Origin of the sequence: Streptomyces sp. NPDC015242 (assembly GCF_043079125.1) — a bacterium.
GTDB lineage: Bacteria > Actinomycetota > Actinomycetes > Streptomycetales > Streptomycetaceae > Streptomyces.
Genome location: NZ_JBIBUF010000004.1, coordinates 293,945 through 319,337, shown reverse-complemented (window position 1 = coordinate 319,337; position 25,393 = coordinate 293,945). Strand labels below are relative to the sequence as shown.

23 protein-coding genes are annotated in these 25,393 nt (G+C 73.9%); 6 read left to right on the top strand and 17 right to left on the bottom strand.

Annotated features, from left to right (window positions below; translation table 11 throughout):
• The first annotated feature begins 91 nt into the window (after positions 1-91).
• Together ACF07N_RS16085 and ACF07N_RS16080 are read left to right on the top strand one after the other, a co-directional pair.
• Positions 92-1,111, top strand: coding sequence for an ATP-binding cassette domain-containing protein (locus tag ACF07N_RS16085; protein ID WP_392112944.1), 1,020 nt, complete (start codon positions 92-94; stop codon positions 1,109-1,111).
• A complete protein-coding gene (locus tag ACF07N_RS16080) occupies positions 1,108-1,956 on the top strand; it encodes an ABC transporter permease (RefSeq protein WP_383327212.1) in 849 nt (282 codons plus the stop codon). The genes ACF07N_RS16085 and ACF07N_RS16080 overlap by 4 nt, the downstream gene beginning before the upstream one ends.
• An 87-nt stretch (positions 1,957-2,043) precedes the next feature.
• Here the strand turns inward: ACF07N_RS16080 and ACF07N_RS16075 are convergent, their stop codons facing one another.
• The 6 genes from ACF07N_RS16075 to pdhA form a co-directional block, all read right to left on the bottom strand.
• Positions 2,044-3,141 (bottom strand): potassium channel family protein, encoded by a 1,098-nt coding sequence (locus ACF07N_RS16075; RefSeq protein ID WP_392112941.1) that lies wholly within the window; start codon positions 3,139-3,141, stop codon positions 2,044-2,046.
• On the bottom strand, positions 3,138-4,553 hold the full coding sequence (locus ACF07N_RS16070; protein ID WP_392112938.1) for a molybdopterin molybdotransferase MoeA: 1,416 nt from the start codon (positions 4,551-4,553) through the stop codon (positions 3,138-3,140). Before ACF07N_RS16070 ends, ACF07N_RS16075 begins: the two co-directional genes overlap by 4 nt.
• Positions 4,550-5,533: an NTP transferase domain-containing protein gene (locus tag ACF07N_RS16065; RefSeq protein WP_392112935.1), complete on the bottom strand. Its 984-nt coding sequence runs from the start codon at positions 5,531-5,533 to the stop codon at positions 4,550-4,552. The genes ACF07N_RS16070 and ACF07N_RS16065 overlap by 4 nt, the downstream gene beginning before the upstream one ends.
• Positions 5,534-5,619: 86 nt before the next feature.
• Positions 5,620-7,182: a dihydrolipoamide acetyltransferase family protein gene (locus ACF07N_RS16060; RefSeq protein WP_392112932.1), complete on the bottom strand. Its 1,563-nt coding sequence runs from the start codon at positions 7,180-7,182 to the stop codon at positions 5,620-5,622.
• Entirely contained in the window at positions 7,182-8,186 is a 1,005-nt protein-coding gene (locus ACF07N_RS16055) for an alpha-ketoacid dehydrogenase subunit beta (protein ID WP_094057999.1), read from the bottom strand. Before ACF07N_RS16055 ends, ACF07N_RS16060 begins: the two co-directional genes overlap by 1 nt.
• On the bottom strand, positions 8,183-9,322 hold the full coding sequence (pdhA, locus tag ACF07N_RS16050; RefSeq protein WP_392112928.1) for a pyruvate dehydrogenase (acetyl-transferring) E1 component subunit alpha: 1,140 nt from the start codon (positions 9,320-9,322) through the stop codon (positions 8,183-8,185). The genes ACF07N_RS16055 and pdhA overlap by 4 nt, the downstream gene beginning before the upstream one ends.
• Before the next feature lie 188 nt (positions 9,323-9,510).
• Here pdhA and ACF07N_RS16045 point away from each other — a divergent pair, with 188 nt between their 5' ends.
• Positions 9,511-9,996, top strand: coding sequence for an Lrp/AsnC family transcriptional regulator (locus ACF07N_RS16045; protein WP_383327780.1), 486 nt, complete (start codon positions 9,511-9,513; stop codon positions 9,994-9,996).
• Between the two features lie 98 nt (positions 9,997-10,094).
• On the opposite strand, the gene ACF07N_RS16040 is transcribed toward ACF07N_RS16045, so the two are convergent.
• Both ACF07N_RS16040 and ACF07N_RS16035 read right to left on the bottom strand, forming a co-directional pair.
• Complete coding sequence (locus ACF07N_RS16040) at positions 10,095-10,685, bottom strand: TetR/AcrR family transcriptional regulator (protein ID WP_365736359.1); 591 nt, start codon at positions 10,683-10,685, stop codon at positions 10,095-10,097.
• A complete protein-coding gene (locus tag ACF07N_RS16035; protein ID WP_392112925.1) occupies positions 10,682-12,199 on the bottom strand; it encodes a 3-hydroxyacyl-CoA dehydrogenase in 1,518 nt (505 codons plus the stop codon). The genes ACF07N_RS16040 and ACF07N_RS16035 overlap by 4 nt, the downstream gene beginning before the upstream one ends.
• Positions 12,200-12,359: 160 nt before the next feature.
• Here ACF07N_RS16035 and paaN point away from each other — a divergent pair, with 160 nt between their 5' ends.
• On the top strand, positions 12,360-14,051 hold the full coding sequence (gene paaN / locus ACF07N_RS16030) for a phenylacetic acid degradation protein PaaN (RefSeq protein WP_392112922.1): 1,692 nt from the start codon (positions 12,360-12,362) through the stop codon (positions 14,049-14,051).
• 16 nt (positions 14,052-14,067) lie between these two features.
• Here paaN and ACF07N_RS16025 read toward each other — a convergent pair whose 3' ends face one another.
• From ACF07N_RS16025 to ACF07N_RS15995, 7 genes are all read right to left on the bottom strand, one after another.
• Entirely contained in the window at positions 14,068-14,862 is a 795-nt protein-coding gene (locus tag ACF07N_RS16025; RefSeq protein ID WP_392112919.1) for a TrmH family RNA methyltransferase, read from the bottom strand.
• Entirely contained in the window at positions 14,859-16,070 is a 1,212-nt protein-coding gene (locus tag ACF07N_RS16020) for an HTTM domain-containing protein (RefSeq protein WP_392112916.1), read from the bottom strand. Before ACF07N_RS16020 ends, ACF07N_RS16025 begins: the two co-directional genes overlap by 4 nt.
• A complete protein-coding gene (locus ACF07N_RS16015) occupies positions 16,067-16,846 on the bottom strand; it encodes a DUF5819 family protein (protein WP_392112913.1) in 780 nt (259 codons plus the stop codon). Before ACF07N_RS16015 ends, ACF07N_RS16020 begins: the two co-directional genes overlap by 4 nt.
• A 512-nt stretch (positions 16,847-17,358) precedes the next feature.
• The gene (locus ACF07N_RS16010) at positions 17,359-17,706 is read right to left on the bottom strand and encodes a rhodanese-like domain-containing protein (RefSeq protein WP_383327249.1); all 348 of its coding nucleotides are present in this window, start codon (positions 17,704-17,706) and stop codon (positions 17,359-17,361) included.
• 46 nt (positions 17,707-17,752) lie between these two features.
• Positions 17,753-18,607 carry a hypothetical protein gene (locus ACF07N_RS16005; protein WP_383327252.1) on the bottom strand — a complete coding sequence of 285 codons (855 nt, stop codon included), beginning with the start codon at positions 18,605-18,607 and terminating at the stop codon, positions 17,753-17,755.
• 199 nt (positions 18,608-18,806) lie between these two features.
• Positions 18,807-20,234 carry a DUF2252 domain-containing protein gene (locus ACF07N_RS16000; RefSeq protein WP_383327255.1) on the bottom strand — a complete coding sequence of 476 codons (1,428 nt, stop codon included), beginning with the start codon at positions 20,232-20,234 and terminating at the stop codon, positions 18,807-18,809.
• A gap of 126 nt (positions 20,235-20,360) precedes the next feature.
• Positions 20,361-21,116, bottom strand: coding sequence for a ScbR family autoregulator-binding transcription factor (locus ACF07N_RS15995; RefSeq protein WP_392112909.1), 756 nt, complete (start codon positions 21,114-21,116; stop codon positions 20,361-20,363).
• A 159-nt stretch (positions 21,117-21,275) separates the two neighbouring features.
• On the opposite strand from ACF07N_RS15995, the gene ACF07N_RS15990 reads away from it, so the two are divergent.
• Positions 21,276-22,376, top strand: coding sequence for a ScbA/BarX family gamma-butyrolactone biosynthesis protein (locus tag ACF07N_RS15990; protein ID WP_392112906.1), 1,101 nt, complete (start codon positions 21,276-21,278; stop codon positions 22,374-22,376).
• Complete coding sequence (locus tag ACF07N_RS15985; RefSeq protein WP_392112903.1) at positions 22,373-23,290, top strand: NAD-dependent epimerase/dehydratase family protein; 918 nt, start codon at positions 22,373-22,375, stop codon at positions 23,288-23,290. The genes ACF07N_RS15990 and ACF07N_RS15985 overlap by 4 nt, the downstream gene beginning before the upstream one ends.
• Here the strand turns inward: ACF07N_RS15985 and ACF07N_RS15980 are convergent.
• Together ACF07N_RS15980 and ACF07N_RS15975 are read right to left on the bottom strand one after the other, a co-directional pair.
• Positions 23,235-24,563 carry a cytochrome P450 gene (locus tag ACF07N_RS15980; RefSeq protein ID WP_392112900.1) on the bottom strand — a complete coding sequence of 443 codons (1,329 nt, stop codon included), beginning with the start codon at positions 24,561-24,563 and terminating at the stop codon, positions 23,235-23,237. The two genes, ACF07N_RS15985 and ACF07N_RS15980, sit on opposite strands and share 56 nt — an antisense overlap.
• A gap of 136 nt (positions 24,564-24,699) precedes the next feature.
• On the bottom strand, positions 24,700-25,383 hold the full coding sequence (locus ACF07N_RS15975) for a ScbR family autoregulator-binding transcription factor (protein WP_392112897.1): 684 nt from the start codon (positions 25,381-25,383) through the stop codon (positions 24,700-24,702).
• Between the last annotated feature and the right edge of the window lie 10 nt (positions 25,384-25,393).

Genomic DNA, 25,393 nt, shown 5'->3' with positions numbered 1-25,393 from the left:
TTCGCGAAAACCGGTGTGCGCGACCGATGAGTTTGCGCGACGGTGAAGGTCTCCCCATGCGTAGCCCCCGTGCACCGGAAGGACCCGAAGCATGAGCACGCAGACGTCCGGCCTGGCGATCGAGACCGCCGGCCTGGTGAAGACCTTCGGTGAGACGAGGGCCGTCGACGGAGTCGACCTGGCCGTGCCCGCGGGCACGGTCTACGGCGTCCTCGGCCCGAACGGCGCCGGCAAGACCACGACCGTGAAGATGCTCGCCACGCTCCTGCGGCCGGACGGCGGCCAGGCGCACGTCTTCGGGCACGACGTGGTCCGGGAGGCCGACGAGGTGCGCGGCCGGGTGAGCCTGACCGGCCAGTACGCGTCGGTCGACGAGGACCTCACCGGCACGGAGAACCTGGTCCTGCTGGGCCGGCTCCTCGGCCACCACAAGAAGGCCGCCCGGGACCGCGCCGCCCAGCTGCTGGAGGCCTTCGGGCTCACGGAGGCGGCGGGCAAGCAGGTCAAGCAGTACTCGGGCGGCATGCGGCGCCGGATCGACATCGCCGCGTCCATCCTGAACACCCCGGACCTGCTGTTCCTGGACGAGCCGACGACCGGCCTCGACCCGCGCAGCCGCAACCAGGTCTGGGAGATCGTGCGGGCGGTGGTCGCCCAGGGCACCACCGTGCTGCTGACCACCCAGTACCTGGACGAGGCCGACCAGCTGGCGTCCCGGATCGCCGTGATCGACCGCGGCCGGGTGATCGCCGAGGGCACCAAGGGCGAGCTGAAGTCGTCCGTGGGCGCCGGATCGGTCCACCTGCGGCTGCGCGACGCCGAGCAGCGGTCCCTCGCGGCCGACCTGCTGCGCCGCACCCTGGACGCCCGGGTGCAGCTGGAGCCCGACCCCGTCGCCCTGACCGCCCGCCTCGGCACGGCGGCGAGCGACGACTCGGCCGCCGAGCAGGCCGCCCGCGCGCTGAACGAACTGGCCCGGGCCGGGATCACCGTCGACAACTTCTCCCTGGGCCAGCCCAGCCTGGACGAGGTCTTCCTCGCCCTCACCGGGCACGACACGCACGACTCCCCCGGCCACTCCACCGACAAGAAGGACGAGGTTGCGGCATGAGCACCGCGACGACCACCGAGAGCAAGGAACTCGCCCCCGTCAGCACCGAGTCCCTCGCCGCGCTGCTCATCGCCAAGGAGCGGCCGCCGCGGCCCAGCGCCTGGTCGGCGTCGATGACCTTCGGCTGGCGGGCGATCCTGAAGATCAAGCACGTGCCCGAGCAGCTCTTCGACGTCACCGCCTTCCCGATCATGATGGTGCTGATGTACACGTACCTGTTCGGCGGGGCGCTGGCCGGCTCGCCGAGGGAGTACATCCAGTTCCTGCTGCCGGGCATCCTCGTGATGTCGGTCGTGATGATCACGATGTACACGGGCGTCTCGGTGAACACCGACATCGAGAAGGGCGTCTTCGACCGGTTCCGCAGCCTGCCGATCTGGCGGCCGTCGACGATGGTCGGGTATCTGCTGGGCGACGCCCTGCGGTACACGATCGCCTCGGTCGTGATGCTGACCGTCGGCATGATCCTCGGCTACCGGGCGGACGGCGGGGTCGGGGGAGTACTCGCCGGGATCGCGCTGCTGGTGCTGTTCTCGTTCGCCTTCTCATGGATCTGGACGATGTTCGGGCTGCTGCTGCGCACCGAGAAGTCGGTGATGGGCGTCAGCATGATGGTGATCTTCCCGCTCACCTTCCTGTCCAACGTCTTCGTCGACCCGAAGACCATGCCGGGCTGGCTGCAGGCCTTCGTCAACAACAGCCCCGTCACGCACCTGGCCTCGGCGGTGCGCGGTCTGATGGCCGGTGACTGGCCGGCCGCCGAGGTGGCCTGGACCCTGGGCTGGGCCGGGCTGTTCGTGGTGGTCTTCGGGCCGGTCACGATGCGGCTGTACAACCGGAAGTAGCGCTCGCGCACGCGACGGCCCCCGCGCACGAAGGTCGAGTGCGCAGGGGCCGTCGTATGCCGGTGCCGGCCGAGCGGTCCCGGTGGGTCAGTCCCGGTTGAGGGGCCGGATGTCGGGCGCGACCCGGGTCTCGGGTGTCTTGCGGACGATCGTGATGAGGCGGTCGGTGAGCTCCAGCCGCCCCACGGCCGGGTCGTCGTAGCCCAGCACCCGGTGTCCGCGTATGACGCTGACCACCAGGTCGGCGACCTCGCGCGGCGCCTTGCCCACCTCGCCCTTGACGACCGGGCGTTCGACGATGTCGAGGCCGCTGCCCTGGTGGATGAGGTCCTCCATGACCATGCCCGCGGACGGGCTGAGCACGGAGAGGCCGAGCAGCCGTCCGGCGGCGCTGGCGCTGGTGATGACGGCGTCGGCGCCGGACTGCTTGAGCAGGGGCGCGTTCTCCTCCTCGCGCACGGCGGCCACGATCTTCGCTCCGCGGTTGAGCTGCCGGGCCGTCAGCGCCACCAGCACCGCCGTGTCGTCGCGCTGGGTGGCGATGATGATCTGACGCGCCTTGTGCACCTCGGCCCGCTTCAGCACCTCGCTGCGGGTCGCGTCCCCGACGATGCCGGCGTACCCCTCGGCGGTCGCCGCGTCGATCACCTTGGAACTGGGGTCGACCACGACGACCTGCTCCTTCTTCAGCCCCGTCGCGCAGACGGTGCGGATCGCCGACCGGCCCTTGGTGCCGAAGCCGATGACGACGGTGTGATCACGCAACGTGGACCTCCAGCGGGTCAGCCGCCACTCCTCCCGGGTGCGCTCGGTGAGGGCTTCGAGGGTGGTGCCGACCAGGATGATCAGGAACAGCACGCGCAGGGGCGTGACGACGAGGATGTTGGTGAGCCGGGCGCTCTCGCTGGCCGGCGTGATGTCACCGTAACCGGTGGTGGAGAGGGTGACGGTCGCGTAGTAGAACGCGTCGAGGAGGCTGATGCCGCCGCCCGCGTTGTCGTTGTAACCGGCCCGGTCGGCGTAGACGATCAGTGCGGTCGCGACGAGGACCACCAGGGCCATGGAGAGCCGTTTGGCGACCTGGCGGAACGGGTGCTCCACCACCTTCCGCGGAAGGCTGACCCGATGGGTCACCAGATGCTCGTCGGCCTGGCGGGCGATCGCGTCCTGGCCCGGAAGTTTCACGTGAAACACACCCCGATTCCTCCGGACGCCCAGGGCAGGTCGAGCAGTTCCGCCTCCTGCCCGGGACGCGCGCCACCCGGCGGGACGACGGCCAGCGCGTCGGCAGCGGCGACGCCGCGCAGCATGGCCGGGCCGTTGTAGTGCAGCGGTACGGCCTGGTCACCGCGCAGGGTGACGGGGACGAGCCGCGTGTCGTGCGGGTGCCCCTGGACACCGTCCCTCAGCGGCAGGGTGTACGTCTCGGGGGCGGGACGGGCGGCGAGGATCCGCAGCAGCGGCTCTGCGAGGGTCAGCAGCCCGGAGACGGCGGCGAGGGGGTTGCCCGGCAGGCCGACCAGGAGCCGGTCCGGCGCGGTCCGCGCCAGCAGCATGGGGTGGCCGGGGCGGACGGCGACGCCGTCGACGAGGAGTTCGGCGCCGAGCCGGCGCAGCGTGGGGTGGACGTGGTCGACGGGGCCCGCCGCGGTACCGCCCGTGGTGACGACGAGGTCCGCCTCCGAGGTGCCGATCGCCTCGTGCAGGGCGTCGGCGTCGTCACGGACGCGCCGTACGGCGGTGACGTCCGCGCCGAGCGCCCGCAGCCAGGGCGGCAGCATCGGGCCGAGGGCGTCCCGGATCAGCCCGTCGTGCGGCAGCCCTTCGGTGAGCAGCTCGTCGCCGAGGACCAGGACGTCGGCCCGGGGGCGCGGGACGGCGGTGACGGTGTCGTACCCGGCCGCCGCGGCGAGTCCGAGCACGGCCGGGGTGACGAGGGTGCCGACGGGCAGGAGCTGGTCGCCGGTGCGGCATTCCTGGCCGCGCGGGCGGATGTCCTGGCCGGTCATGACCTCACGGGTCGGGTAGAGGCGGCCCTTGTCGTCGGTGCGGCCGTGCTCGCTGCGCACGACGGCGGTGGTGTCCGGGGGGATGCGCGCGCCGGTGGCGATGGGCACGGCCTCGCCGTCGGTGAGAGGCGCCGGGCCGGCGTGCCCGGCCAGGACGCCCTCGTCCCGGACGGCCCACGGGGCCGGACCGGCCACCGCCCAGCCGTCCATCGCGGAGGTGTCGAAGGAGGGCAGGTCGGTGAGGGCGTCGAGCGGGACGGCCAGCGTCAGGCCGAGGGCGGAGGCCAGCGGCACGGAGACGGGAGCGCGGCGGGCGGCCCGGACGGCGTCGCGCGCGGCCCGTTCGGCGACGGCGCGGGCCTGCGGCCAGGGGGTGGCGCGGTGCCGCCCGGTGGAGGCGGGGGTGTCCTGGCGCCGGGAGGAGTCCGCGGGAGCGTCCTGGTGCAAGGGGGTGGGGCCGCCGTGCGCCCCGTCCCGGTCGGCGGGGCCGCCCGGGTGGGAACCGTGGCGGTCGTTCACGAGAGCGAGCACCTCCTCGACGTCGAGGTCCTCGGCGTCCTCACCGGTGCGGCTGACGGGCGGGCTCATCCGGCGTCCGGCCTGGTGTCGGGGGTGGCGTCGGGGGCGACGTCGGCCCGGGCGGCGGCGGGCGGGGTGCCGGACGGGGCCGCGTCGGAGGTGCTCTCCTCGGCCCAGCGCTCCGCGAGCGCCACGGCTTTGCGGGCGGCCTCGGCGACCGCCTCGGGGCCGCCGCCCGCCCGTGCCGCGGCGTAGCCGACGAGGAAGGTGGTCAGCGGCGCCGCGGGCCGGGCCACTCCGTGCGCGGCGTCGCGGGCCAGGTCGAGCAGGCCGCGGGTGTCGACGTCCAGGTCGATGCCCAGTTCGTCCTTGACGGCGGAGATCCATTCATCCAACACGTGCCCATGCTCCCTGATACGTGCCCTGGCGGTGGCGATGTCGTCCCAGGTGTCGCAGTCGAAGGACGCGACGGGATCGGCGATGCGGGTGAGGTGCAGCTCGGCGACGAGGCGCCGCAGCGGAAGTCCGTGCGGGGCGCCGTGCCGGGCGGTGAGGAGCGCGAGCGTCTCGCGCAGGCGCGGCGCGCGGTACGCGGCCACGAGCGGCTGGTCGCGGCCGTCGGGATCGGTCAGCAGCACGCCGTCGGCGCCGCTCGTGCGGAGCGTGTCCAGGAGCCGGCCGACGACCCGCTCGTCGAGGAAGGGCAGGTCGGCGGAGAGGACCACGACGTGGTGCGCGGTGGTGTGCCGCAGTCCGGCGTCGAGCGCGGCGAGCGGGCCGCCGCCGGGCGGATCCTCACGGGCCCAGGTCACCGGCCGCGTGACCGGCCGCGGCGCGGCGACCACGACGGTGGTGCCGGCGCCGGCGCACGCCGCGAGCACCCGGTCCAGCAGGGGCCGCCCGCCCACGCGCACCCCGGGCTTGTCCGCGCCGCCCAGGCGCCGGGCGGCGCCGCCCGCGAGCACGACGGCGTCGTACGCGGCGGGGTCGGCCCGCTGCCCGGGGCCGGTCGCGACGCCCGGTCCACCGGGGTGCTGGTGTGCGGTCACCCCCCGAGTATGCGTGCCCCCGCGATCACACGGAACGCGGGGGAAGCGACGCGATCACGAGCGGCTGCTCGCGGGAGGAACAGGAATCACAGCGTCCGCAGGAGCACCGCCGGCTGTTCCACGCAGTCCGCCACGTACCGGAGGAACCCGCCCGCGACTCCGCCGTCGCACACCCGGTGGTCGAAGGTGAGCGAGAGCTGGACGACCTGGCGCACCGCGAGCTCGCCCTCGTACACCCACGGCTTGGGGACGATGCGGCCGACGCCGAGCATGGCGGCTTCGGGGTGGTTGATGATCGGGGTGGAGCCGTCGACGCCGAAGACGCCGTAGTTGTTCAGCGTGAACGTCCCGCCGGTCAGGTCCGCCGGGGTCAGCGTGCCGGCGCGGCCCGCCTCGGTCAGCCGGGCGAACTCCGCCGTCAGCGACTCGGCGTCGCGCGCGTGCGCGTCCCGTACGACCGGGACGACGAGCCCGCGGTCGGTCTGCGCCGCGAAGCCCAGGTGCACGTGGTCGAACCGGACGATCTCCCTGGCCTCCGCGTCCACCGTGGAGTTGAGTTCCGGGAAGCGCGCGAGGGCGGCGGTGCAGATCCGGGCCAGCAGGGCCAGGAGGGAGATCTTCGGGCCCCCGGCCGCGTTCATGGCCGTGCGCGCCCGCATCAGCTCCGTGGCGTCGGCGTCGACCCAGCAGGTCGCGTCGGGGATCTCCCGGCGGCTGCGGGCCAGCTTGTCGGCGACGGCGCCGCGGACGCCCTTGAGGGGCGTGCGGAGCTCGCCAGGCGCCGCGGTCGCGGAGGAGCGGGTCACCGGGGCGGCGGCCGTGCCGGAGGGCCGCGCGGTGCCTGCCGCGCCCGCCGCGTGCGGCACGGTGGCGTGCGGCACGGGCGCGTGCGGCTGCGCCGGGGCGGCCGTGCCGCCGCGGCCCGCCGCGCGCAGCGCGTACTCCACGTCCGCGCGCAGGATCAGCCCGTCCGGGCCGGAGCCCGTCAGCTCGCGCAGGTCGAGGCCGTTCTGCCGGGCCAGCCTGCGGACCAGGGGCGATATCACCGGGACGGGTCCGTCGTCGACGGCGACGCCGCCCGCGTGCCCGTTCACCGGGCCGGTGGGGTCACCGGCCTCCGCGGCCCGGGCGTTCCCCGCCGCGTCCGGACCGGCGCCGCCGGCTCCGGCCCGGGCGGAGACACCCGTCAGGGGCCGGCCGGGCCGGACCCTGCGGCGCCGTGCGGGTGCCTCGGACGTGCCGTAGCCGACGAGGACGTTGCCCGAGCCTCCACCGCCGTCACGGGCCGAACCCTGGCCCCCGTCACGGGACGACGGGCTTCCGTCACGGGCCGACGGGCTTCCGCCTCCGGTGGCGGCGGGCCCGCCGGCGCCGGGGTCCGCGCTGCCGCCGGACGGCGCCCGCTCCCCCACCGCCACCGTGATCAGCGGCGCCCCGACGGGCAGCTCCTGGCCCTCCTCGCCGAAGCGGGCCGTGACCACGCCGCCGTACGGGCAGGGCACCTCGACCATCGCCTTGGCCGTCTCGACCTCGACGACCGGCTGGTCGATGGCGACGACGTCGCCGACCTCGACCAGCCAGCGCACGATCTCCGCCTCGGTCAGCCCCTCACCGAGGTCGGGCAGCTTGAACTCCAGCACCTGTGCCATCAGCTCTCGGCCTCCCACTGCAGGCGCCCCACGGCGTCCAGGATCCGGTCCACACCGGGCAGGTGGTGACGCTCCAGCATCGGCGGCGGGTACGGCACGTCGAACCCGGCCACACGCAGCACCGGCGCCTCCAGGTGGTGGAAGCAGCGCTCCGTGACCCGGGCCGCGATCTCCCCGCCCGGGCCCCCGAAGGAGCCCGACTCGTGGACCACGACCGCCCGTCCCGTCCGCCGCACCGAGGCGCACACCGTCTCGTCGTCGAACGGCACCAGCGAGCGCAGGTCGACGACTTCGAGGTCCCAGCCCTCGGCCCGGGCCGCCTCGGCCGCCTCCATGCAGACGGGTACGGACGGCCCGTACGTGATGAGCGTGGCGCTCCGGCCCGAGCGCCGCACCACCGCGCGGCCGATCGGTTCAACGGGCGCGGGCTCCTCCGGGTTCCAGGAGTCCTTCGACCAGTAGAGCCGCTTGGGCTCCAGGAAGACGACCGGGTCGTCGGAGGCGATGGACGCGCGCAGCAGCCCGTAGGCGTCGGCGACGGTCGCGGGCGTGACGACATGGAGCCCCGGAGTCGCCATGTAGTACGCCTCGGAGGAGTCGCTGTGGTGCTCGACGCCGCCGATGCCGCCGCCGTAGGGGACGCGGATGGTGATCGGCAGGGGCATCGCGCCGCGGGTGCGGTTGCGCATCCGGGAGACGTGCGAGATCAGCTGCTCGAACGCCGGGTAGGCGAACGCGTCGAACTGCATCTCCACCACCGGGCGCAGGCCGTACATGGCCATGCCGACGGCGGTGCCGAGGATGCCCGCCTCGGCCAGCGGGGTGTCCGTGCAGCGGTCCTCGCCGAACTCCTTGGCGAGTCCGTCGGTGACGCGGAAGACGCCGCCCAGGGTGCCGACGTCCTCGCCCATGACGTGCACGGCGGGGTCGGCGGCCATCGCGTCGCGCAGCGCGCGCGTGAGGGCCTGGGCCATGGTGGCCGGCTTGACGGCGACGGTGGTCATCGGTGCGTGCCCTCCTCGGCCTCGGCCTCCAGCTCGGCCCGCAGCTGCTCCCGCTGCTCGCGCAGCTGGGGCGTGGGCTCGGCGTAGACATGGGCGAACAGGTCCATCGGGTCGAGGACCGGGTCCTGGTTCATCTGCTCGCGCAAGGAGGCGGCCATGGTCTCGGCGTCCTGGCGGGCGGCCTCGATGCCGGCCTCGTCGAGCAGGCCGCGCGCGGTCAGCTCGCGCTCCAGCAGCACGATCGGGTCGTGCTCGCGCCAGGCCTCGACCTCGGCGTCGCCGCGGTAACGGGTCGCGTCGTCGGCGTTGGTGTGCGCGTCCATGCGGTAGGTGATCGCCTCGACGAGGGTGGGGCCGCCGCCCGCGCGTGCGTGGCGCACGGCGTCGGAGAGGACCTCGTGGACGGCCGCGGCGTCGTTGCCGTCGACCAGGCGGCCGGGCATGCCGTAGCCGACGGCCTTGTGGGCCAGCGACGGGGCCGCGGTCTGCTTGGCGAGCGGGACGGAGATCGCGAAGCCGTTGTTCTGCACGAGGAAGACGACGGGGGCCTGCCAGACGGCGGCGAAGTTCAGCGCCTCGTGGAAGTCGCCCTCGCTGGTGCCGCCGTCGCCGACCATGGCCAGCGCGACCACGTCGTCGCCCTTGAGGCGGGCGGCGTGCGCGAGGCCCACGGCGTGCGGCAGCTGCGTGGCGAGCGGGGTGGACAGCGGGGCGACCCGGTGCTCGTACGGGTCGTAGCCGGTGTGCCAGTCGCCGCGCAGCAGCGTCAGCGCCTGGGCCGGCTCCACGCCGCGGGCGACCACGGCGAGGGTGTCGCGGTAGCTCGGGAAGAGCCAGTCGCGCTCCTGGAGCACCATCGCGGCGGCGACCTCGCAGGCCTCCTGGCCGGTGGTGGAGGGGTAGACGGCGAGGCGGCCCTGCTTGGTGAGGGCGGTGGCCTGCGCGTTGTAGCGGCGGCCGCGGACCAGCTGGGCGTAGAGCGTCCGCAGCAGCTCCGGGTCGGCCTTCGCGGCCGCCTCGGTGCCGAGGACGCGGTACGGCTCCGCGTCGGGCAGCAGCGGCGCGGGATCGGTACGCGGCTGCCAGGCGGGCGGCGGGGTCGGCCGGTACGCGCCCCGCTGCTCCATGACCGTCATGACGGCACCTCCTCGTGGGAGTGGCTGGGAGGCACGTCGCCTGTGACGCGCCTCACCTACCGATTGTTCGGTCGCCGGCACATTTTGGCTACGGGTGGCCCCAGGCTGTGGACAAACGGTTCTCCACAGCCTGTGATGGACGCAGGACGTCCATGGCGGGGAGGGTGGCGCGGGTGGCAGCTGAACAAATGGCCGAGAGCCGGGACGACAGCGGCGCCCTGCCGCCGGCCCGGCCGCTGGACGCCGTCGACCAGGACATCCTGCGCATGCTCCAGGCGGACGGGCGCGCCTCGATACGGTCGGTCGCCGAACGGGTGCACGTCTCGCGCGCCAACGCCTACGCCCGCATCAACCGGCTCGTCGAGGACGGCGTCATCCGCGGTTTCGGCGCCCGCGTCGACCACGAGCGGGCGGGGCAGGGCACTTCCGCGTACATCACCCTGAAGATCGTGCAGAACTCCTGGCGGACGGTGCGCGAGCAGCTCAGGCAGTTGCCCGGGGCCTCGCACATCGCCCTGGTGGGCGGTGACTTCGACGTGCTGCTGCTCGTGCACGTGTCCGACAACCGGTCGCTGCGCGAGCTGGTGCTCACCCGGCTCCAGGCGATCCCGGAGGTGCTCAGCACGCGCACGCTGCTGGTCTTCGAGGAGGAGGACCTGGAGCCGCAGGGCTGAGCCGGGCCGCTTCCGCTGAGCCGGGCCGCGCCCGCCGGGCTCAGCCGCTTCCGCCGGGCTCATGGTCTCAGCCGCCGCTTCCGCGGGACCCCCCGGGCTCAGCCGCTCCTGCGGAGCCCGCCGAAGGCCAGCTGCACCACCGCGTCGGCCACCTCGCGCTCGTTCATTCCGCGCCCGTCCGGCCGGTACCACTCGACGATCGAGTTGATCATGCCGAAGACCAGCCGGGTCACCAGCCGGACCTCCACGTCGCCGCGCACGTCCCCGTCGGCCGCCGCCGCCTTGAGCAGGTCGGCGACCCGGTGGTCGAAGTCGCGGCGCCGGTCCAGGGCCCACCGCTCGGTGCCGGTGTTGCCGCGCACGCGCAGCAGCAGCGTCACGTAGGGCAGTTCGGCTATCAGCACCTCGACCATGCGCCGCACGACGTACTCCAGGCGCTCGGCGGCACGCCCCACGCGCGCGGGCTCCTCGTCGAGGATCCCGAACAGGCCGTCCAGGGCGCGGCTCACGGCCCGGCGCAGCAGTTCCTCCTTGCCGGTGACGTGGTGGTAGATCGAGGACTTGGAGATGCCGGCCGCCTTGGACAGGTGCTCCATGGAGGTGCCGTCGTAGCCGCGCTCGTTGAAGACCCGGACGGCGACCGACAGCAGCGTGTCCGGGGTGTAGGTGTCGCGCTTGGCGGTGGTCATGAGGCGTTGCCCTCCCGCTGGTCGGAGGCGTGGGCGTGGCGGTACAGCGCGAGGGACGGCGCGTAGCGCCCCGAGGGGTCGCGCAGGTGCAGGTCGTCCAGGAGCGCGTAGGCCCAGGAGCGGCCGAGCCTGCGGCTCCACTCGAAGGGACCCAGAGGGTAGTTGACACCGAGGCGCATGGCGGTGTCGATGTCCTCCTCGGTGGCGACGCCCTTGGCGACCGCGTCGTGCGCGAGGTCGATGATCCGCGCGACCGTGCGCGCGACGATCATGCCGGGCACGTCGCCGATGACGGTGACCTTCTTGCCGAGCGCCTGGAAGAGGCCGATCGCCTCGGCGAGGGTCTGCGGTGCGGTGTCCTGCGAGGCGGACAGGGCGATCCGGGTCGCCTTGCGGTAGTCCAGGGCCAGGTCGAAGTAGACGACGTCCCGGAACTCCACGGAGGTCTGCCCGTCGGCGAGGGCCAGCTGGCCGCCGCTCGGCAGCACCAGCCGGGTGCCGTTGTCCTCGTCCTCCTCGCGGACCTGGATCCCCGCCTCGCGGATCAGCGCGAGCAGGTCCGCGGCGGGGCCCAGGTCACCCTCGGCCACCACGTACGCGGGCGGCTGCCGCCGCTCCGCCGTGTCCGGCTCGGGCCGTTCGGCGCCGTCCCGGTGGTCGTACCAGCCCTGACCGGTCTTGCGGCCCAGCCGGCCCGACTCGACCAGGCGGCGCTGGGCGAGGGACGGGGTGAAGCGCACGTCCTGGAAGAAGGACTCCCAGACCGAGCGGGTGACGGACTCGTTGACGTCCTGGCCGATCAGGTCGGTCAGCTCGAACGCGCCCATCCGGAAGCCGCCGGACTCGCGCAGCACGGCGTCGATGGTGGCCGGGTCGGCGCCCTGCGCCTCGTACACCGCGAAGGCCTCGGCGTAGAAGGGCCGCGCGATGCGGTTGACGATGAAGCCGGGGGTGTCCGCGCAGGCGACCGGGGTCTTGCCCCAGGCGCGGGCGGTCTCGTACGCGCGCGTGGCGTACGTGACGTCGGTGGCGAAGCCGGAGACGACCTCGACCAGCGGCAGCAGCGGGGCGGGGTTGAAGAAGTGCAGGCCGACGAAGCGGCCGGGGACGCGCAGGGCGCCGCCGATGGCGGTGACGGACAGGGAGGAGGTGTTGGTGGCGAGCAGGCAGTCGTCGCCGACGATGTCCTCCAGCTCGCGGAACAGCTCCTGCTTGACGTCCAGCCGCTCCAGGACGGCCTCGACGACCAGGGCGGAGCCGGCGAGCTCGGCGAGGGTCTCGGCGGGCAGCAGTCGGGCCCGGGCGGCGTCCCGGTCGGCGGCGCTGAGCCGCTCCTTCTCGACGAGCCGGTCCAGGCGGGCCCCGATCGCTTCGGCCGCCTGCCGCGCCCGCCCCGGCAGGGCGTCGTACAGCCGTACGGGATGGCCCGCGACCAGCGCGACCTGGGCGATTCCCTGGCCCATGGTGCCGGTGCCGACGACGGCCACGGGGCTGCTGAGGTCCAGTGCTGTCATGTGCGCGATCCTCCCGCACGGGGTTTTCCACAGATGCGGCGGACCCCCTTGAACCGACCGATCGTTCGGTTACTCTAGCTCTGTCCGAGTGTTCCCGCCCAGGTTTCTGCCCAGGTCATGAACTCGACGAGGAGTTCTTGAGACGAGGAGTTGGTCACCCATGACCGCCGCACTCTCGGCGCACGAGCTGATCGCCCGGCACCGGTCCACCCTCGACCAGGCGCTGGAAGCGATCCGCACGCGCGCGTACTGGTCCCCGCACCCCGAGCACCCCAAGGCCTACGGGGAGCACGGCAGCCTGGACGCGGCGGCGGGCAAGGCCGCCTTCGACGCCCTGCTCGGCAGCCGTCTCGACCTCGGCCAGCCCGGGACGGACGACTGGGTGGGCGGCGAGACGTCCCCGTACGGCATCGACCTGGGCGTGACGTACCCGCACGCGGACCTCGACGTGCTGCTGCCCGCCATGAAGGCCGGGCAGCGGGCCTGGCGGGACGCGGGCGCGGAGCAGCGCGCGGTGGTCTGCCTGGAGATCCTCAAGCGCATCAGCGACCGGACGCACGAGTTCGCGCACGCGGTCATGCATACCTCAGGCCAGGCGTTCATGATGGCGTTCCAGGCGGGCGGTCCGCACGCGCAGGACCGCGGCCTGGAGGCGGTGGCGTACGCGTACGTGGAGCAGGTGCGCACGCCCGACACGGCGGAGTGGACCAAGCCGCAGGGCAAGCGCGACCCGCTGGCGATGACCAAGCAGTTCACGCCGGTCCCGCGCGGCGTCGCCCTGATGATCGGCTGCAACACCTTCCCGACGTGGAACGGCTACCCGGGCCTGTTCGCCTCCCTCGCCACCGGCAACGCGGTCCTGGTCAAGCCCCACCCGCGCGCCGTGCTGCCGCTGGCGCTCACCGTGCAGGTGGCCCGCGAGGTGCTCGCCGAGACCGGCTTCGACCCGAACCTGGTCGCACTGGCCGCCGAGCGCCCCGGCGAGGGCGTCGCCAAGACCCTCGCGCTGCGCCCCGAGATCCGGATCATCGACTACACGGGCTCGACGGAGTTCGGCGACTGGCTGGAGGCCAACGCCCGCCAGGCGCAGGTCTACACGGAGAAGGCCGGCGTCAACACGGTCGTCGTGCACTCCACCTCCGACTACAAGGGCATGCTCTCCAACCTGGCGTTCTCGCTGTCCCTGTACAGCGGCCAGATGTGCACGACCCCGCAGAACCTGCTGATCCCCCGCGAGGGCATCTCGACCGACCAGGGCCCCAAGTCCTACGACGAGGTCGTCGCGGACCTCGCCAGGGCGGTCGACGGGCTGCTGGGCGACGACGCCCGGGCGAACGCCCTGCTCGGCGCGATCGTCAACCCGGACGTGAAGGCCCGGATCGAGGCCGCCGCCGGTCTGGGCGAGGTCGCCCTGGCCTCCCGTGAGATCACCAACCCGGACTTCCCGGGGGCGGTCGTGCGCTCGCCGGTCATCGTGAAGCTGGACGGGGCCAAGCCGGACGCGGAGGCCGCGTACATGAGCGAGTGCTTCGGGCCGGTGTCCTTCGCCGTCGCCGTCGACTCGGCCTCCGACGCGGTGGAGCTGCTGCGGCGGACCGTGCGCGAGAAGGGCGCCATGACGGTCGGCGCCTACACGACCGACCCGGAGGTCGAGGAGTCCGTCCGCGAGGCGTGCCTGGAGGAGGCGGCCCAGCTGTCGCTGAACCTGACGGGCGGCGTGTACGTCAACCAGACGGCCGCGTTCTCCGACTTCCACGGCTCGGGCGGCAACCCGGCGGCCAGCGCGGCACTGTGCGACGGCGCGTTCGTTGCGAACCGGTTCCGGGTGGTCGAGGTGCGCCGGGAGGCCTGACGCCCCGGGGCGCGGGTCACCGTGCGGCTGCGGGCCGTCCGTGGTTCCGCGCGCGGTCGTTCGCGCCCTGACCGGGCACTGCCAGGCTCCAGTGGTACAGGGTCATGGCCACGCTCGTCGCCAAGTTGTAGCTGCTGACCTGGGGGCGCATCGGCAGGGACAGCAAGTGGTCGGCACGCGCGCGCAGTTCCGCCGACAGGCCCGTGCGTTCCGAGCCGAAGGCGAGGACCGCGTCGTCCGGGAGGCTGACGCCCCGGAGGTCGTCGCCGTCCGGGTCGAGGGCGAACAGGGGGCCGGAGGGCAGTTCGCCGACGGTCAGGCGTTCCACCGCCGTCGCGAAGTGCAGGCCCGCGCCGCCGCGTACGACGGTCGGGTGCCAGGGGTCGAGCGTGCCGGTCGTCACGACGCCGGTCGCGCCGAAGCCCGCCGCCAGGCGGATGACCGCCCCCGCGTTGCCGAGGTTGCGGGGATTGTCCAGGACCACGACCGGGGCCGTGCGGGGGCTGTGGGCCAGCGCCGCCAGGTGGGCGTCGCGGGAGGGCCGTACCGCCAGCGCGGCCACGGCCGTCGGGTGCGGGCGCGGCACGAGGGACGTGTACGTCCCGTGCGGGACCTCCGTCAGCAGCGCGTCCAGGGTGTCCCGCACGTCCGGGGCCAGCTCCTGCGCGAGGGCCAGGGCGGCCGCCCGGTCGGCGGTGACCGCCACCGGCACCTCGGCACCGAACCGCAGCGCGTGCTTGAGGGCGTGGAAGCCGTCGAGCAGGACGGTCGTGGCGGCGAGCCGGTGCCAGTCGGAGACGGGGTCGGTCATGCACCGAAGCCTACGTGCGTGGCCTCGGGGCTCTCGTGCCCGCGCTGCCCGGGGATCCGCGGGCGCTCGCCCCGGCGCAGGACGCGGTCCCGCGCGCGGGCCGTCCAGCCGCCCAGGCGGCGCAGGAACGCCGTCGGCAGGAACACCGCGTCCGCCGCGATCATCGCCAGGGAGAAGAAGGGCAGGCCGAGGACGACGGCGATCGCGGCGTGCTCGGCGATCATGACCGCGAGCAGGACGTTCTTCACCCGCCGGTTGAACAGCGTGAAGGGGAAGGCGACCTGGACGAGGACCGTGCCGTACGTCAGCAGCATCACGAGGGTGCCGCTGGCGGACAGCAGGCCCGCCAGGGCCGGCCAGGGGGAGAAGGACTCCAGCTGGAGCGGGTAGTAGACGGCGGTGCCGTCCTGCCAGCGGGAGCCCTGGATCTTGTACCAGCCGGCCGTCGCGTAGATCAGGCACGCCTCGGCCATGATCACGAGCAGGGCGCCGTTGTGCACGACGTCGGCCACGACGTCCAGCGTGGTCCGCAGTTCGCCCGGCCGGGCGCGGCGGCCGGCCAGCCACCACAGGGCCTGTGCCGTCCACACCGTCCACAGCACCGCCGGGATCAGCCAGTCGCCCTGCATCCGGCCGACCAGGGTGACGGTGATCAGCGCGCCTCCGAGCACCGCCCACAGCGCCGGCCCCGTCCGGTCAGTGACCCGTTCGCCGCGGGCCCGGGCCGCCCGGTCCCGCGCGGCCCGCCGGGCGTCCAGCGACCACACCTGGGCGCAGCGCGTGAACACCAGGTAGATCGACATCAGGTGCAGCACGTTGTCGCCGCCGTCGCCCATGAAGACGCTGCGGTTCTGCAAGGACAGCACGCCGACCATGAACAGCACCGACATGGTGCGGGTGCGCCAGCCCAGCAGCAGCAGGCCGCCGGCGAGGACGGCCAGCGCGTAGACGGTCTCGAACCAGACCCGGCCGTCGAACCACATCAGGGCGGTGAAGGCGCCGTTGGCGCCGATCAGCTGCTCGGCGAGGTCCCGGCTCCAGGGGCCGTCGGGGCCGTAGAGCTCGTGGCGGTGCGGGAACTCGCGGAGCAGGAACAGCAGCCAGGTGGCGCTGAAGCCGATACGGACCACGGCGGTCTGACGGGGTCCGAGGGCGGCCCCGGTGACCCGGGCGATGCCGCGCGAGACGGCCAGGGAGAAGCGGTTCACCGCACGCCTCCCAGGGCCTCGTCGCGCGGCACCCGCCACCACGGCAGCTCACGGTAGGAGGGCGTCGTGGAGACCTTCTCCCGGCTCCATTCGGGCGGGGGGACGTTGCTGGTGCGGGAGCGCACCTGCACCTTCTCCAGGACACCGCCGCCCCCGGTCGTCGCCCGCACCGCGTCGTTGCGGTCCAGGCGCAGCACCGCGATCCGGCGCAGATACGCCTCGGAGAGCGCCCCGCGCTGCCCCACCGGACGGTTCTCGCTGTCGTGGGTCGCGACGAAGAAGTCCCAGGCGCGGCGCAGCTCGTTCTGCTGGGTGTGGCTGGGCAGCGGGTTGCCGTCGACGGCCCGGCCGTCCTCGGCGGACAGGTCGTACCAGCCGCTGGTCACCGTCATGCCGTCCGGCCCGCGCACCGCGGCCCGGACCTGGACGGAGATGTTCTGCTGCAGCGGGTTGGGCGCGAACAGCTTCCAGTTCTGCTCGAACTCCGGGTAGATCCACTCGTCCACCGCCTCGCCGTGTTCCTTCGTGACGGTGTTCGCCGGCGCGACGTGCAGGAACGTCATCCCGAGATGCACACAGACCCCGACCGCGACGACCGCGAGGGCGAGCGCCACGGCGATCCGGTAGCGCAGCGACAGCGCGGCGACACCGGCACGGGTCTCGTGCGGGTCCGGTTCGGCGGGCGGATCCGGCCGGCCCGGTACGCCCGGCGCACTCGGCGCACCCGGCACACCCGGTCCGGGCCGGGCGGTCGAGCCCTCGTCGTACGCGTCCATTCCGCCCCGTTCCACGATCCCGGTCCGTCGTTCGGTCCGCCCGGCCGCGAGGGCGTCGCACCGCACGCGCGGCACCCGCGCACCACTGCGCGGTACCGGCACCGGCACGGTACTCAGGCCACCCACCCGGGCACAGCCCCTGCCGGCCGGTCCGGACCGTGGCCGTCACCACACCCGCACCGTTCCCGTGCCCGGCCGAGCACCTGGAACGGCCACTCGGGCCTACGTCGGCCCAGGAGGAGGCCCTGGGGGATGAGGCCCTGGGGATGAGGCCCTGGGGGTCTGCCGGCGGCCCACCCCCCTGGCCCGACGTCCCCGGCGGACCGGGTCCCCCGGCCGGGGCGCGAGGGTGCCTGGGCACCGGCTTGCCCGGGCGGGCCCGGACGTCTCGCAGTGCCTACGCACGGAGGCACGCAGGCACGTAGACACGCACGGGCACGGAACCCCGGCCGGACCGGCCCGGGCACTCGGGCACGGGGAGCCCCCACGGGCCGCCCGGGCGTGCGGCGGACCTACAGAACGAACCCCGGCTGCCCGTCGTCCGTCACGACCGGACGCCCCGCCGCCTCCCACACCTGCATGCCGCCGTCGACGTTCACGGCGTCGATGCCCTGCTGGGCCAGGTACATCGTGACCTGGGCGGAGCGGCCGCCGGAGCGGCAGATCACATGCACGCGGCCGTCCTGCGGGGCGGCCTCGGCCAGCTCGCCGTACCGGGCGACGAACTCACTGATGGGGATGTGCAGGGCCCCTTCGGCGTGGCCCGCCTTCCACTCGTCGTCCTCCCTGACGTCCAGCAGGAAGTCGCCGTCCTTGAGGTCCGCGACCGCGACGGTGGGGACACCAGCTCCAAAACTCATGTGCCCGACGCTACCCGACCCGCACGCGGGACGGCCCGGGCGCCGATCAGCCCGTACCGTGGCCGAGCAGTGCGGCCAGCTCCGCTTCGCGCTCCCCGACCTGCGTGATCAGCTGCTGCCCGATCTCCTCCAGGAGACGGTCCGGGTCGTCCGGCGCCAGCTGGAGCATGTGGCCTATGGCGCTGTCCTCCAGCTCCCGGGCGAGCAGGGCGAGCAGCTCCTTGCGCTGGGCGAGCCATTCGAGGCGGGCGTACAGCTCCTCGGCACGGCTCGGGCCCCGCTCCAGCTCGGGCCCCTTGGCCCACTCCTCGGCGAGCTCCCGCAGCTCGGCCTCGTCGCCGCGGGCGTAGGCGGCGTTGACCCGGGTGATGAACTCCTCGCGCCGCTCGCGCTCCCGCTCCTCCTGCGCGAGGTCCGGGTGGGCCTTGCGGGCGAGGTCGCGGTAGAGCTTGCGGGCCTCCTCGCTGGGGCGGACCCGCCGCGGGGGCCGGACCGCCTGCTCGGTGAGCATGGCCACGGCCTCCGGGAACAGGCCGCTGTCGTCCATCCAGCCGTGCAGCAGCTCCTCCACGCCGGGGATCGGCGCGAGCCGGGCACGGGCCTCCTCCGCCCGGCGGCGGTCCTCCGGGTCGCCGCTGCGGGCCGCCCGGGCCTCCAGGATCCGGGCGTCCAGCTCCTCCAGGCGGGCGTAGAGCGGGCCGAGCTTCTGTTCGTGGAGCCGGGAGAAGTTCTCCACCTCGACGCGGAACGTCTCCACCGCGATCTCGTACTCGATCAGCGCCTGCTCGGCGGCCCGTACGGCCCGTTCCAGCCGTGCCTCGGGGCGCGCCGCCTCGTCCTCGGGCGTCACCCGTTCCTCACCGGCGCCGCCACCACCCTGCTCAGCTTCCGGGGTCGTCACCCGACCAGCCTAGGCCACGGCCCGACCGGACCCGAGCCCCCGCCACCGCGCGTCACACCCTTCAGCACGGCTCACAGACCCACCACGGCTCGCACGCCCCACCACGGGTCACAGAACCCACCGTGGCTCGGAACCCCACCGCAGGTCACGACCCGCACGGCCACACGCCCCACCACCCCGCGTCACACACCTCCGCGTGTCACACGCCCGTCTCCGCCGCGAGCCGCCCGGCGCGCACCGCCGCGACCAGATCGGCGTGATCCGCTTCGGTCCGGTCGGCGTAGGCCACGGCGAAGGCCGCCATCGCCTCGTCCAGTTCCTCGTTCTTGCCGCAGTACCCGGCGATCAGCCGCGGGTCGGCGCTGTGGGAGTGGGCCCGGGCCAGGAGGGCGCCGGTCATGCGGCCGTAGTCGTCTATCTGGTCGGCGGCCAGGGCGGCCGGGTCGACGCTGCCCTTGCGGTTGCGGAACTGGCGCACCTGGTAGGGGCGGCCGTCGACCGTCGTCCAGCCGAGCAGGTTGTCGCTGACGACCTGCATGCGCTTCTGGCCCCGCACCACCCGGCGGCCCTCGTGGTCGGCCTCCGGCGGTTCGAAGCCGGCCGTGACCAGATGCGGCACCAGCGCCGAGGGCCGCGCCTCCTTCACCTGGAGCACCAGCGGCTCGCCCCGGTGGTCCAGGAGCAGCACGACGTAGGAGCGGGTGCCGACGCTGCCGGTGCCGACGACCCGGAACGCCACGTCGTGCACGGCGTAGCGGGCGAGGAGGGGCAGCCGATCCTCGGGCAGGGTGCCGACGTACTCCTCCAGGGACGCCGCCACCGCCGCGGCCTCCTCGTCCGGGACGCGCCGCAGCACCGGCGGGGCGTCGACGAACCGGCGTCCGCCGTCCTCCGCGGTCTCGGTCGACTTGGCCGCGAAGCGTCCACTGGTGTTCAGGCGGGCCTTCTCCGAGACCCGCTCCAGTGTGCCGAGCAGGTCATGGGCGTCCGTGTGGGAGACGAGTTCCTCGTCGGCGATGGCGTTCCACGCGTCCAGGACCGGGAGCTTCGCCAGCAGCCGCATGGTGCGGCGGTAGGCGCCCGCCGTGTCGTGGGCCGCCTTGCGGCAGGTGTCCTCGTCCGCGCCCGCCTCCCGGCCGGCCAGCACCAGGGAGGTCGCCAGGCGCTTGAGGTCCCATTCCCAGGGGCCGTGCACCGTCTCGTCGAAGTCGTTCAGGTCGATGACCAGGCCGCCGCGCGCGTCGCCGTACAGGCCGAAGTTGGCCGCGTGGGCGTCGCCGCAGATCTGGGCGCCGATCCGGGTCATGGGGGTGCGCGCCAGGTCGTGGCCCATGAGACCGGCCGCGCCGCGCAGGAACGTGAACGGGGTGGCGGTCATGCGGCCCACCCGCAGGGGGGTGAGCTCGGGGAGCCTGCCGCGGCCCGACTCCTCGACCGCGCTCACCGCGTCGGGCCGGGACGGGTCCAGGTCGAGCGTGGCGTGCGCGCCGCGCGGGACGCGCTCGCGCAGGGCCTTGCCCTCGTCCTTGGGCGAACCCGCGGAGGGCCACTCCGCGAAACCGCGCACCCGGGGCAGCCGGGGCGCCGACCCGTCCCCACCGCTCGTCCTCTTCGCCGTGTCGTTCATTCCGGCCGCCTCCCCCGCACGCGCACGAACATCAACCCGTGCCGACCGTACAACCGGCGGCCGGAACGCGTCAGACCCTGTGGACAACTACCCGGCTGTGGACGACCACGCGCCGCACAGCACCACCTACCCCGGCACCTGCTCCTGCACCGCGACCGACCCGGCTTCCTGCTCCTGCCCCTGCCCCTGCCCCTGCTCCTTGGCTGCGACCGGCCCGGCCCCCTCCTCCGCCACCGGCGTCGCCCGCTCCGCCACCCCCGCCTGCGCCAGTACCCGCTCCGCGCGGTCCACCGAGACGTCGAGACGGGCCAGTACCGCGGGGACGGCGATGCTCGGCAGGAAGTGCTCGAACATCACCACGACCCGGCGCTCCAGGTCCTGCCGCTGGCAGCGCAGCTGGGACAGCAGCTGCACCCCGGAGAAACTGCCGACCAGCAGCTCGGCCGTCTCCGCGACGTCGACGTGCGGCAGCAGCTCGCCCTGGGCCTTCGCCTCGCTCAGCCGCTGCACGTTCTGGTCGATCCACATCTGGAACGCGGGGGTGCGGTCCAGGTCCATGGCCCCCTGGTCCAGGGCGAGTCCGACACTGGCCCGCACCAGCGGCTCGGACCGCAGCCGCCGGGCCAGCACCAGCCCGGAATCGGCCAGTTCCTGCAGCTTGCTGGACTGCGGCGGGAGCGCGATGGCGAGCTGCTCCTCGAACACCCCGACCGCGAGCTCCTCCTTGGAGCCGAAGTGGAAGTACAGCGCGCCCTTGGTGACACCGGCCCGGTCGAGGATCTCCCCGATGGTCGCCGAGGTGTAGCCGCGTTCGTCGAAGACGGCCGCGGCCGCCTCCAGGATGGTCCGCCGGGTGCGGATCGCGCGCTCCTGTCGCGCCATCGGATGCCTCCTGATCTGTGTCGATCCCTGTCAACTCGCTGTGCGGCGAGGGCGCGAGAGCCTGTCCCAGCGGCTTGGCCGACCCTTTGAAAAAAACCGGCTCGTCCGTATCTTAGTCAAACGTCGACCGCAGCCAGGCAGCCGATCACGGGGGTTCTCATGCCACGGACAGGACCTTCGAGCGCACTCACGGACGATCAGACCGGACCAGGGGGCCGTCCGGCAAACGCGACGACCACGGTCGTCGAGAACGCGCCACAAAGGACCGTCACGAAGGAACTCGCCCACCGCACCCGGGAGACGGACGTCTTCCCCACCCGGTGGAGCCGCGTCTCCGACACCCGTTTCCGCTTCCTCGCGCACTGGCCGGCCGCCCATCCCTTCTTCGGTCCCGTGGACGGGGTCCACCAGGACCCGATGATCGTCGGCGAAACGTTGCGGCAGGCCTCGATGGTGCTCGCGCACGCCGAGTTCGGCGCCCCCGCCGACACCCACTTCGTCATGTGGGACCTCACGGTCTTCACCGACCCGGACGCACTGCTGCTCGCGGACGCCGCCGAGCCCGTCGTCGTCGACGTCGTCTGCTCCGAGATACGCCGTCGTGGCCGCGGCCTGGCCGGCATGCGGACCACGATGGAGTTCCACCGCGCCGGCCGGTTCGTCGCCCGCGGCACCGGCAGCACCGGCTGCACGTCACCGCTCGCCTACCGGCGCCTGCGTCAGGAACAGCTGGCCGCCATGGGCAAGCCCGTGCCGCTGCTGCCCGGCATCGCGCCCGGGCTCGCCGGCCGCACCCGCCCCGAGGACGTCGTCCTCGCTCCGGGAGACGCCCCCGGAGACACCCTGCGAGAGGCCCTCGAAGGCGCCCCCGGCGACGGTTCCGGAGACAGAGGGCGCCCCGAAGACGGCCACGGACACAGGCGCGGGCCCGGCCGCGGTGTCTGGGACCTGCGCGTGGACACCGGCCACCCCGTGCTCTTCCCCCGGCCCAACGACCACGTGCCCGGCATGGTCCTGTTCGAGGCGGCCCGCCAGGCCGCGACCGCCGCGTCCGGTCTGCGCCCCTTCCTGCCGCGCGAGATGACCGCGTCCTTCGCCCGGTACGCCGAACTGCACAGCCCGTGCCGCCTGGAGACCGAGGTGCTCACGGAGACGCCGGAGGAGGTGACCGTCCGGGTCACCGGGCGGCAGGACGGCGAGTCCGTCTTCACCGCCGACCTGACCTCCCCCCGGCCCCGGCCGGTACGGTCCCTGTCGTGACGGTCACCTTCCTCATCACCGGCGCGAGCGGCTTCATCGGCAGCCGGGTCGCGGCCTCGGCCCGCCGCCGCCCCGAAGTCCGCGTGCGGCTGCTGTCCCGGCAGGACCCGCACGGACCCGGCACCGTCCCCGGCGACCTGAGCGACCCGCCCTCCCTGCGCGGCGCCTGCGCCGGCGTCGACGTGCTCGTGCACTGCGCCACCCGGATCGGCGGCGACGCCGTCGAGGCCGTCAACGACCACGGCACCCGGGCCCTGGTCGAGGAGGCCGTGCGCGCCGGAGTCGGCCGGATCGTGTACGTGAGCACGGCCGCCGTCCACGGCCGGGGCCCCTTCCACGGCGTACGCCCCGGTCAGGCCCCGATCGCGCCCGCGTCGGCCACCAGCCGCACCCGGGCCGCCGCCGAACGCCACGTCCTCGACGCGGGCGGCCTGGTCCTGCGCCCCCACCTGGTGTACGGCGAGGGCGACCGCTGGGTGATCCCCGGACTGGCGTGGCTGCTCGGCGAGTTGTCGGCGACGCCGACCGGCTGCGCGGCGCTGCACTCGATGATCGAGGTCGGCGCCCTGGGCCGCGCCGTGGTGGCCGCGGCGCTGTCCCCGGCGCACGACGGCGGCGCCCACTACGTCGGGCATCCCGAGCCGGTGCCGCTGCCCGGCCTGCTCGGGGCCGTGCGCGAGCACCTGGGCGTGCCCGGCGGCGGTGCGGCGGTGGACGTCGCCACCGCACTGGACCGCGCCGCCGGGTCACCGCTCGCCCTCCACCACCTCGCCATGCTCACGGTCGACCACTGGTTCGTGGACGACGCGTTCTGGACGGACCTCGACTGCTCGCCCGGGGACGATTTCGCGACCGGGTTCAGGCGCGCGGCACCCTGGTACCGCTCGTTCCTCGCCGACCGGACAGCTTCCTGATCGCCGCCGCCTCCTCCGGGCGCGGACCGGTCGCCGGTCCGTGCAGCAGCACCGGCAACTCCTCGTGGCCGGTGGAGATGATCGAGCGCAGCCGCCGGGGCGGGCGCGCCGGATCGGCCAGGGCCAGCCGCGGGAACCGCTGGAACAGGGACGTCAGCGCCACCGTCGCCTCGGCCATCGCCAGGGGCCGGCCCAGGCAGTGGTGCACGCCGTGCCCGAAGGACACGTGGTCGCGGCTGGTCGCGCGGGTGACGTCGAACCGGTCGGCGTCGGGTCCGTGCCGTTCCGGGTCGCGTCCGGCACCGGCGAAGGAGACCACGATCGGGTTGCCCTTGGGGATGGTCAGCCCCGGCTCGATCTCGATGTCCTCCACCGCGTAGCGCAGGCCCGACATCGCGCCCGGCGCCTCCAGGCGCAGCGACTCCTCCAGGGCGTCCTCCCAGCTCACCCGGCCGGTCAGGACGAGGTCCAGCTGGTCGGGGTGGGCCAGCAGACTGTGCACGGTGTTGTCGATGAGGTTGACGGTCGTCTCGAATCCCGCGGTGAGCAGCAGGATGAGGTTGTCCATCAACTCCTGTTCGCTCAGGCCGCCTTCCTCACGGGCCGCGATGAGCGCGGTCGTCAGGTCGTCGGCCGGGTGCGCGCGCTTGTACCGCAGGAAGGCGGTCAGCGTGGCGTAGAGGTCCACGCCGTTGGCCTGGGCGTCCTCCAGGGAGATCGCCGTGTCGAAGAAGCGGCTGATGATGCGGTAGAGGTCCCGGCGCGGGCCGTCCTCGCCGCGCGGCACGCCGAAGAGCTCGCACACCACCTCGTGCGGGATCGGCGCCGCGAACGCCGCCCGCAGGTCGACCACTTCGCCCTCCGGGCGCCGCTCCAGGTCGTCCAGGGCCCGGTCGACGATCTGCCGCACGCGCGGCAGCAGCGCGTCGACACGGCGTTTGGTGAAGGCGGCGGCCATCGGCTTGCGCAGCCGGCTGTGGTCGTCGCCGTAGGCGGTGACCATGTTGCGCACCGAGACCCAGATGGCGAGCGGCCAGGTGCGGGAGACGTCCCCGTTGATCCAGGCCGGCCAGTGCCGGTAGGCGTCCTTGCTGGTCTCGGGTCCGGCCAGGAGGCGCTTGTTCAGCTCCAGGCCGTTGATCCACCATGCCCGCACGCCGCCCGGGAGTTCGACCTCCACGGCCGGGCCCTGGGCGCGGATGCGGGCTATCTCCTCGTAGAGGTGCTGGCCGGACGGGTCGACCGCCAGGAAGGGGCACGTGCGTGATGCCATGTCTCATCGCTCCTCGGTCCCGTGGCTGGGAGACCATCGTGCGATCCGCGCGGCGAAAAAACTTGGCAACCGGTTTGTTTTCAGCTCGCCCACCTCCCCCACGCCTCGCGGCGGAAGAGGGCCGGACGGGCCGGCGTCAGCGCAGGGCGAGCGGCGCAGCCGCCGTCTGCCGCCGTGCCGCGCCGGCCTCCTGGGCCCGCCGCTCCGGCTCGCGTCCGGCGGGGTCGAGGACGCCGGCCAGGTGCGGCGCGGCCACGCAGGGCAGGAGCAGGTGCCACAGGTCGGTCAGTGAGGGGCGGGCGAGCCAGCCCTGGTCGTCGCGGGCCAGCACCTCGATGCCGGTGGTCGCTGCGAGGACGACGGCACCGGTGCGGTGCGGCCGTACCCCGGCGGCGAGTTCACCCTCGCGCTCGGCCTCGTCCAGCAGCCCGTGCACGCACGCCCGCCACTCCCCGCGCAGGTCAGGCGCCCGCCCGGTGGTCGCTTCGGCGTTCAGCCGCAGCCCCGCCCGGACCACGACGTCCGCGCGCAGCAGCCGGGCGACCCGGTGCGTGACGTCGACGAGGCGCTGCAGCGCGCTGCCGTCACCGCCGCGGCCGGCGAGCGCCACCCGGCGCAGTGCCCGGGCGGCGGCCTGCTCGACGGCGTCGGCCACGGCGGCCTTGTTGGCGAAGTGGAAGTGCAGCGCGCCGGAGCTGACGCCGGCTCCCGCGCTGATCTCCGCCAGGCTGGCCCGGTCGTACCCGCGGGCCTCGAACTGCTCGGCCGCCGACCGGATCAGCGCACGACGGGTCCGGACGGCCCGGTCCTGTTTGGTCACCCGTGGCTCC

Coding starts and splice junctions, on each gene's coding strand:
- ACF07N_RS16015 (WP_392112913.1), bottom strand. CDS start 16,846: ATGGACGCGTACGACGAGGGCTCGACCGCCCGGCCCGGACCGGGTGTG.
- pdhA (WP_392112928.1), bottom strand. CDS start 9,322: ATGACGGTCATGGAGCAGCGGGGCGCGTACCGGCCGACCCCGCCGCCC.
- ACF07N_RS16035 (WP_392112925.1), bottom strand. CDS start 12,199: ATGACAGCACTGGACCTCAGCAGCCCCGTGGCCGTCGTCGGCACCGGC.
- ACF07N_RS15980 (WP_392112900.1), bottom strand. CDS start 24,563: ATGGCATCACGCACGTGCCCCTTCCTGGCGGTCGACCCGTCCGGCCAG.
- ACF07N_RS16055 (WP_094057999.1), bottom strand. CDS start 8,186: ATGACCACCGTCGCCGTCAAGCCGGCCACCATGGCCCAGGCCCTCACG.
- ACF07N_RS15995 (WP_392112909.1), bottom strand. CDS start 21,116: ATGGCGCGACAGGAGCGCGCGATCCGCACCCGGCGGACCATCCTGGAG.
- ACF07N_RS16045 (WP_383327780.1), top strand. CDS start 9,511: ATGGCCGAGAGCCGGGACGACAGCGGCGCCCTGCCGCCGGCCCGGCCG.
- ACF07N_RS16000 (WP_383327255.1), bottom strand. CDS start 20,234: ATGAACGACACGGCGAAGAGGACGAGCGGTGGGGACGGGTCGGCGCCC.
- ACF07N_RS16060 (WP_392112932.1), bottom strand. CDS start 7,182: ATGGCACAGGTGCTGGAGTTCAAGCTGCCCGACCTCGGTGAGGGGCTG.
- paaN (WP_392112922.1), top strand. CDS start 12,360: ATGACCGCCGCACTCTCGGCGCACGAGCTGATCGCCCGGCACCGGTCC.
- ACF07N_RS16080 (WP_383327212.1), top strand. CDS start 1,108: ATGAGCACCGCGACGACCACCGAGAGCAAGGAACTCGCCCCCGTCAGC.
- ACF07N_RS16040 (WP_365736359.1), bottom strand. CDS start 10,685: ATGACCACCGCCAAGCGCGACACCTACACCCCGGACACGCTGCTGTCG.
- ACF07N_RS16025 (WP_392112919.1), bottom strand. CDS start 14,862: ATGACCGACCCCGTCTCCGACTGGCACCGGCTCGCCGCCACGACCGTC.
- ACF07N_RS16070 (WP_392112938.1), bottom strand. CDS start 4,553: ATGAGCCCGCCCGTCAGCCGCACCGGTGAGGACGCCGAGGACCTCGAC.
- ACF07N_RS16085 (WP_392112944.1), top strand. CDS start 92: ATGAGCACGCAGACGTCCGGCCTGGCGATCGAGACCGCCGGCCTGGTG.
- ACF07N_RS15990 (WP_392112906.1), top strand. CDS start 21,276: ATGCCACGGACAGGACCTTCGAGCGCACTCACGGACGATCAGACCGGA.
- ACF07N_RS16010 (WP_383327249.1), bottom strand. CDS start 17,706: ATGAGTTTTGGAGCTGGTGTCCCCACCGTCGCGGTCGCGGACCTCAAG.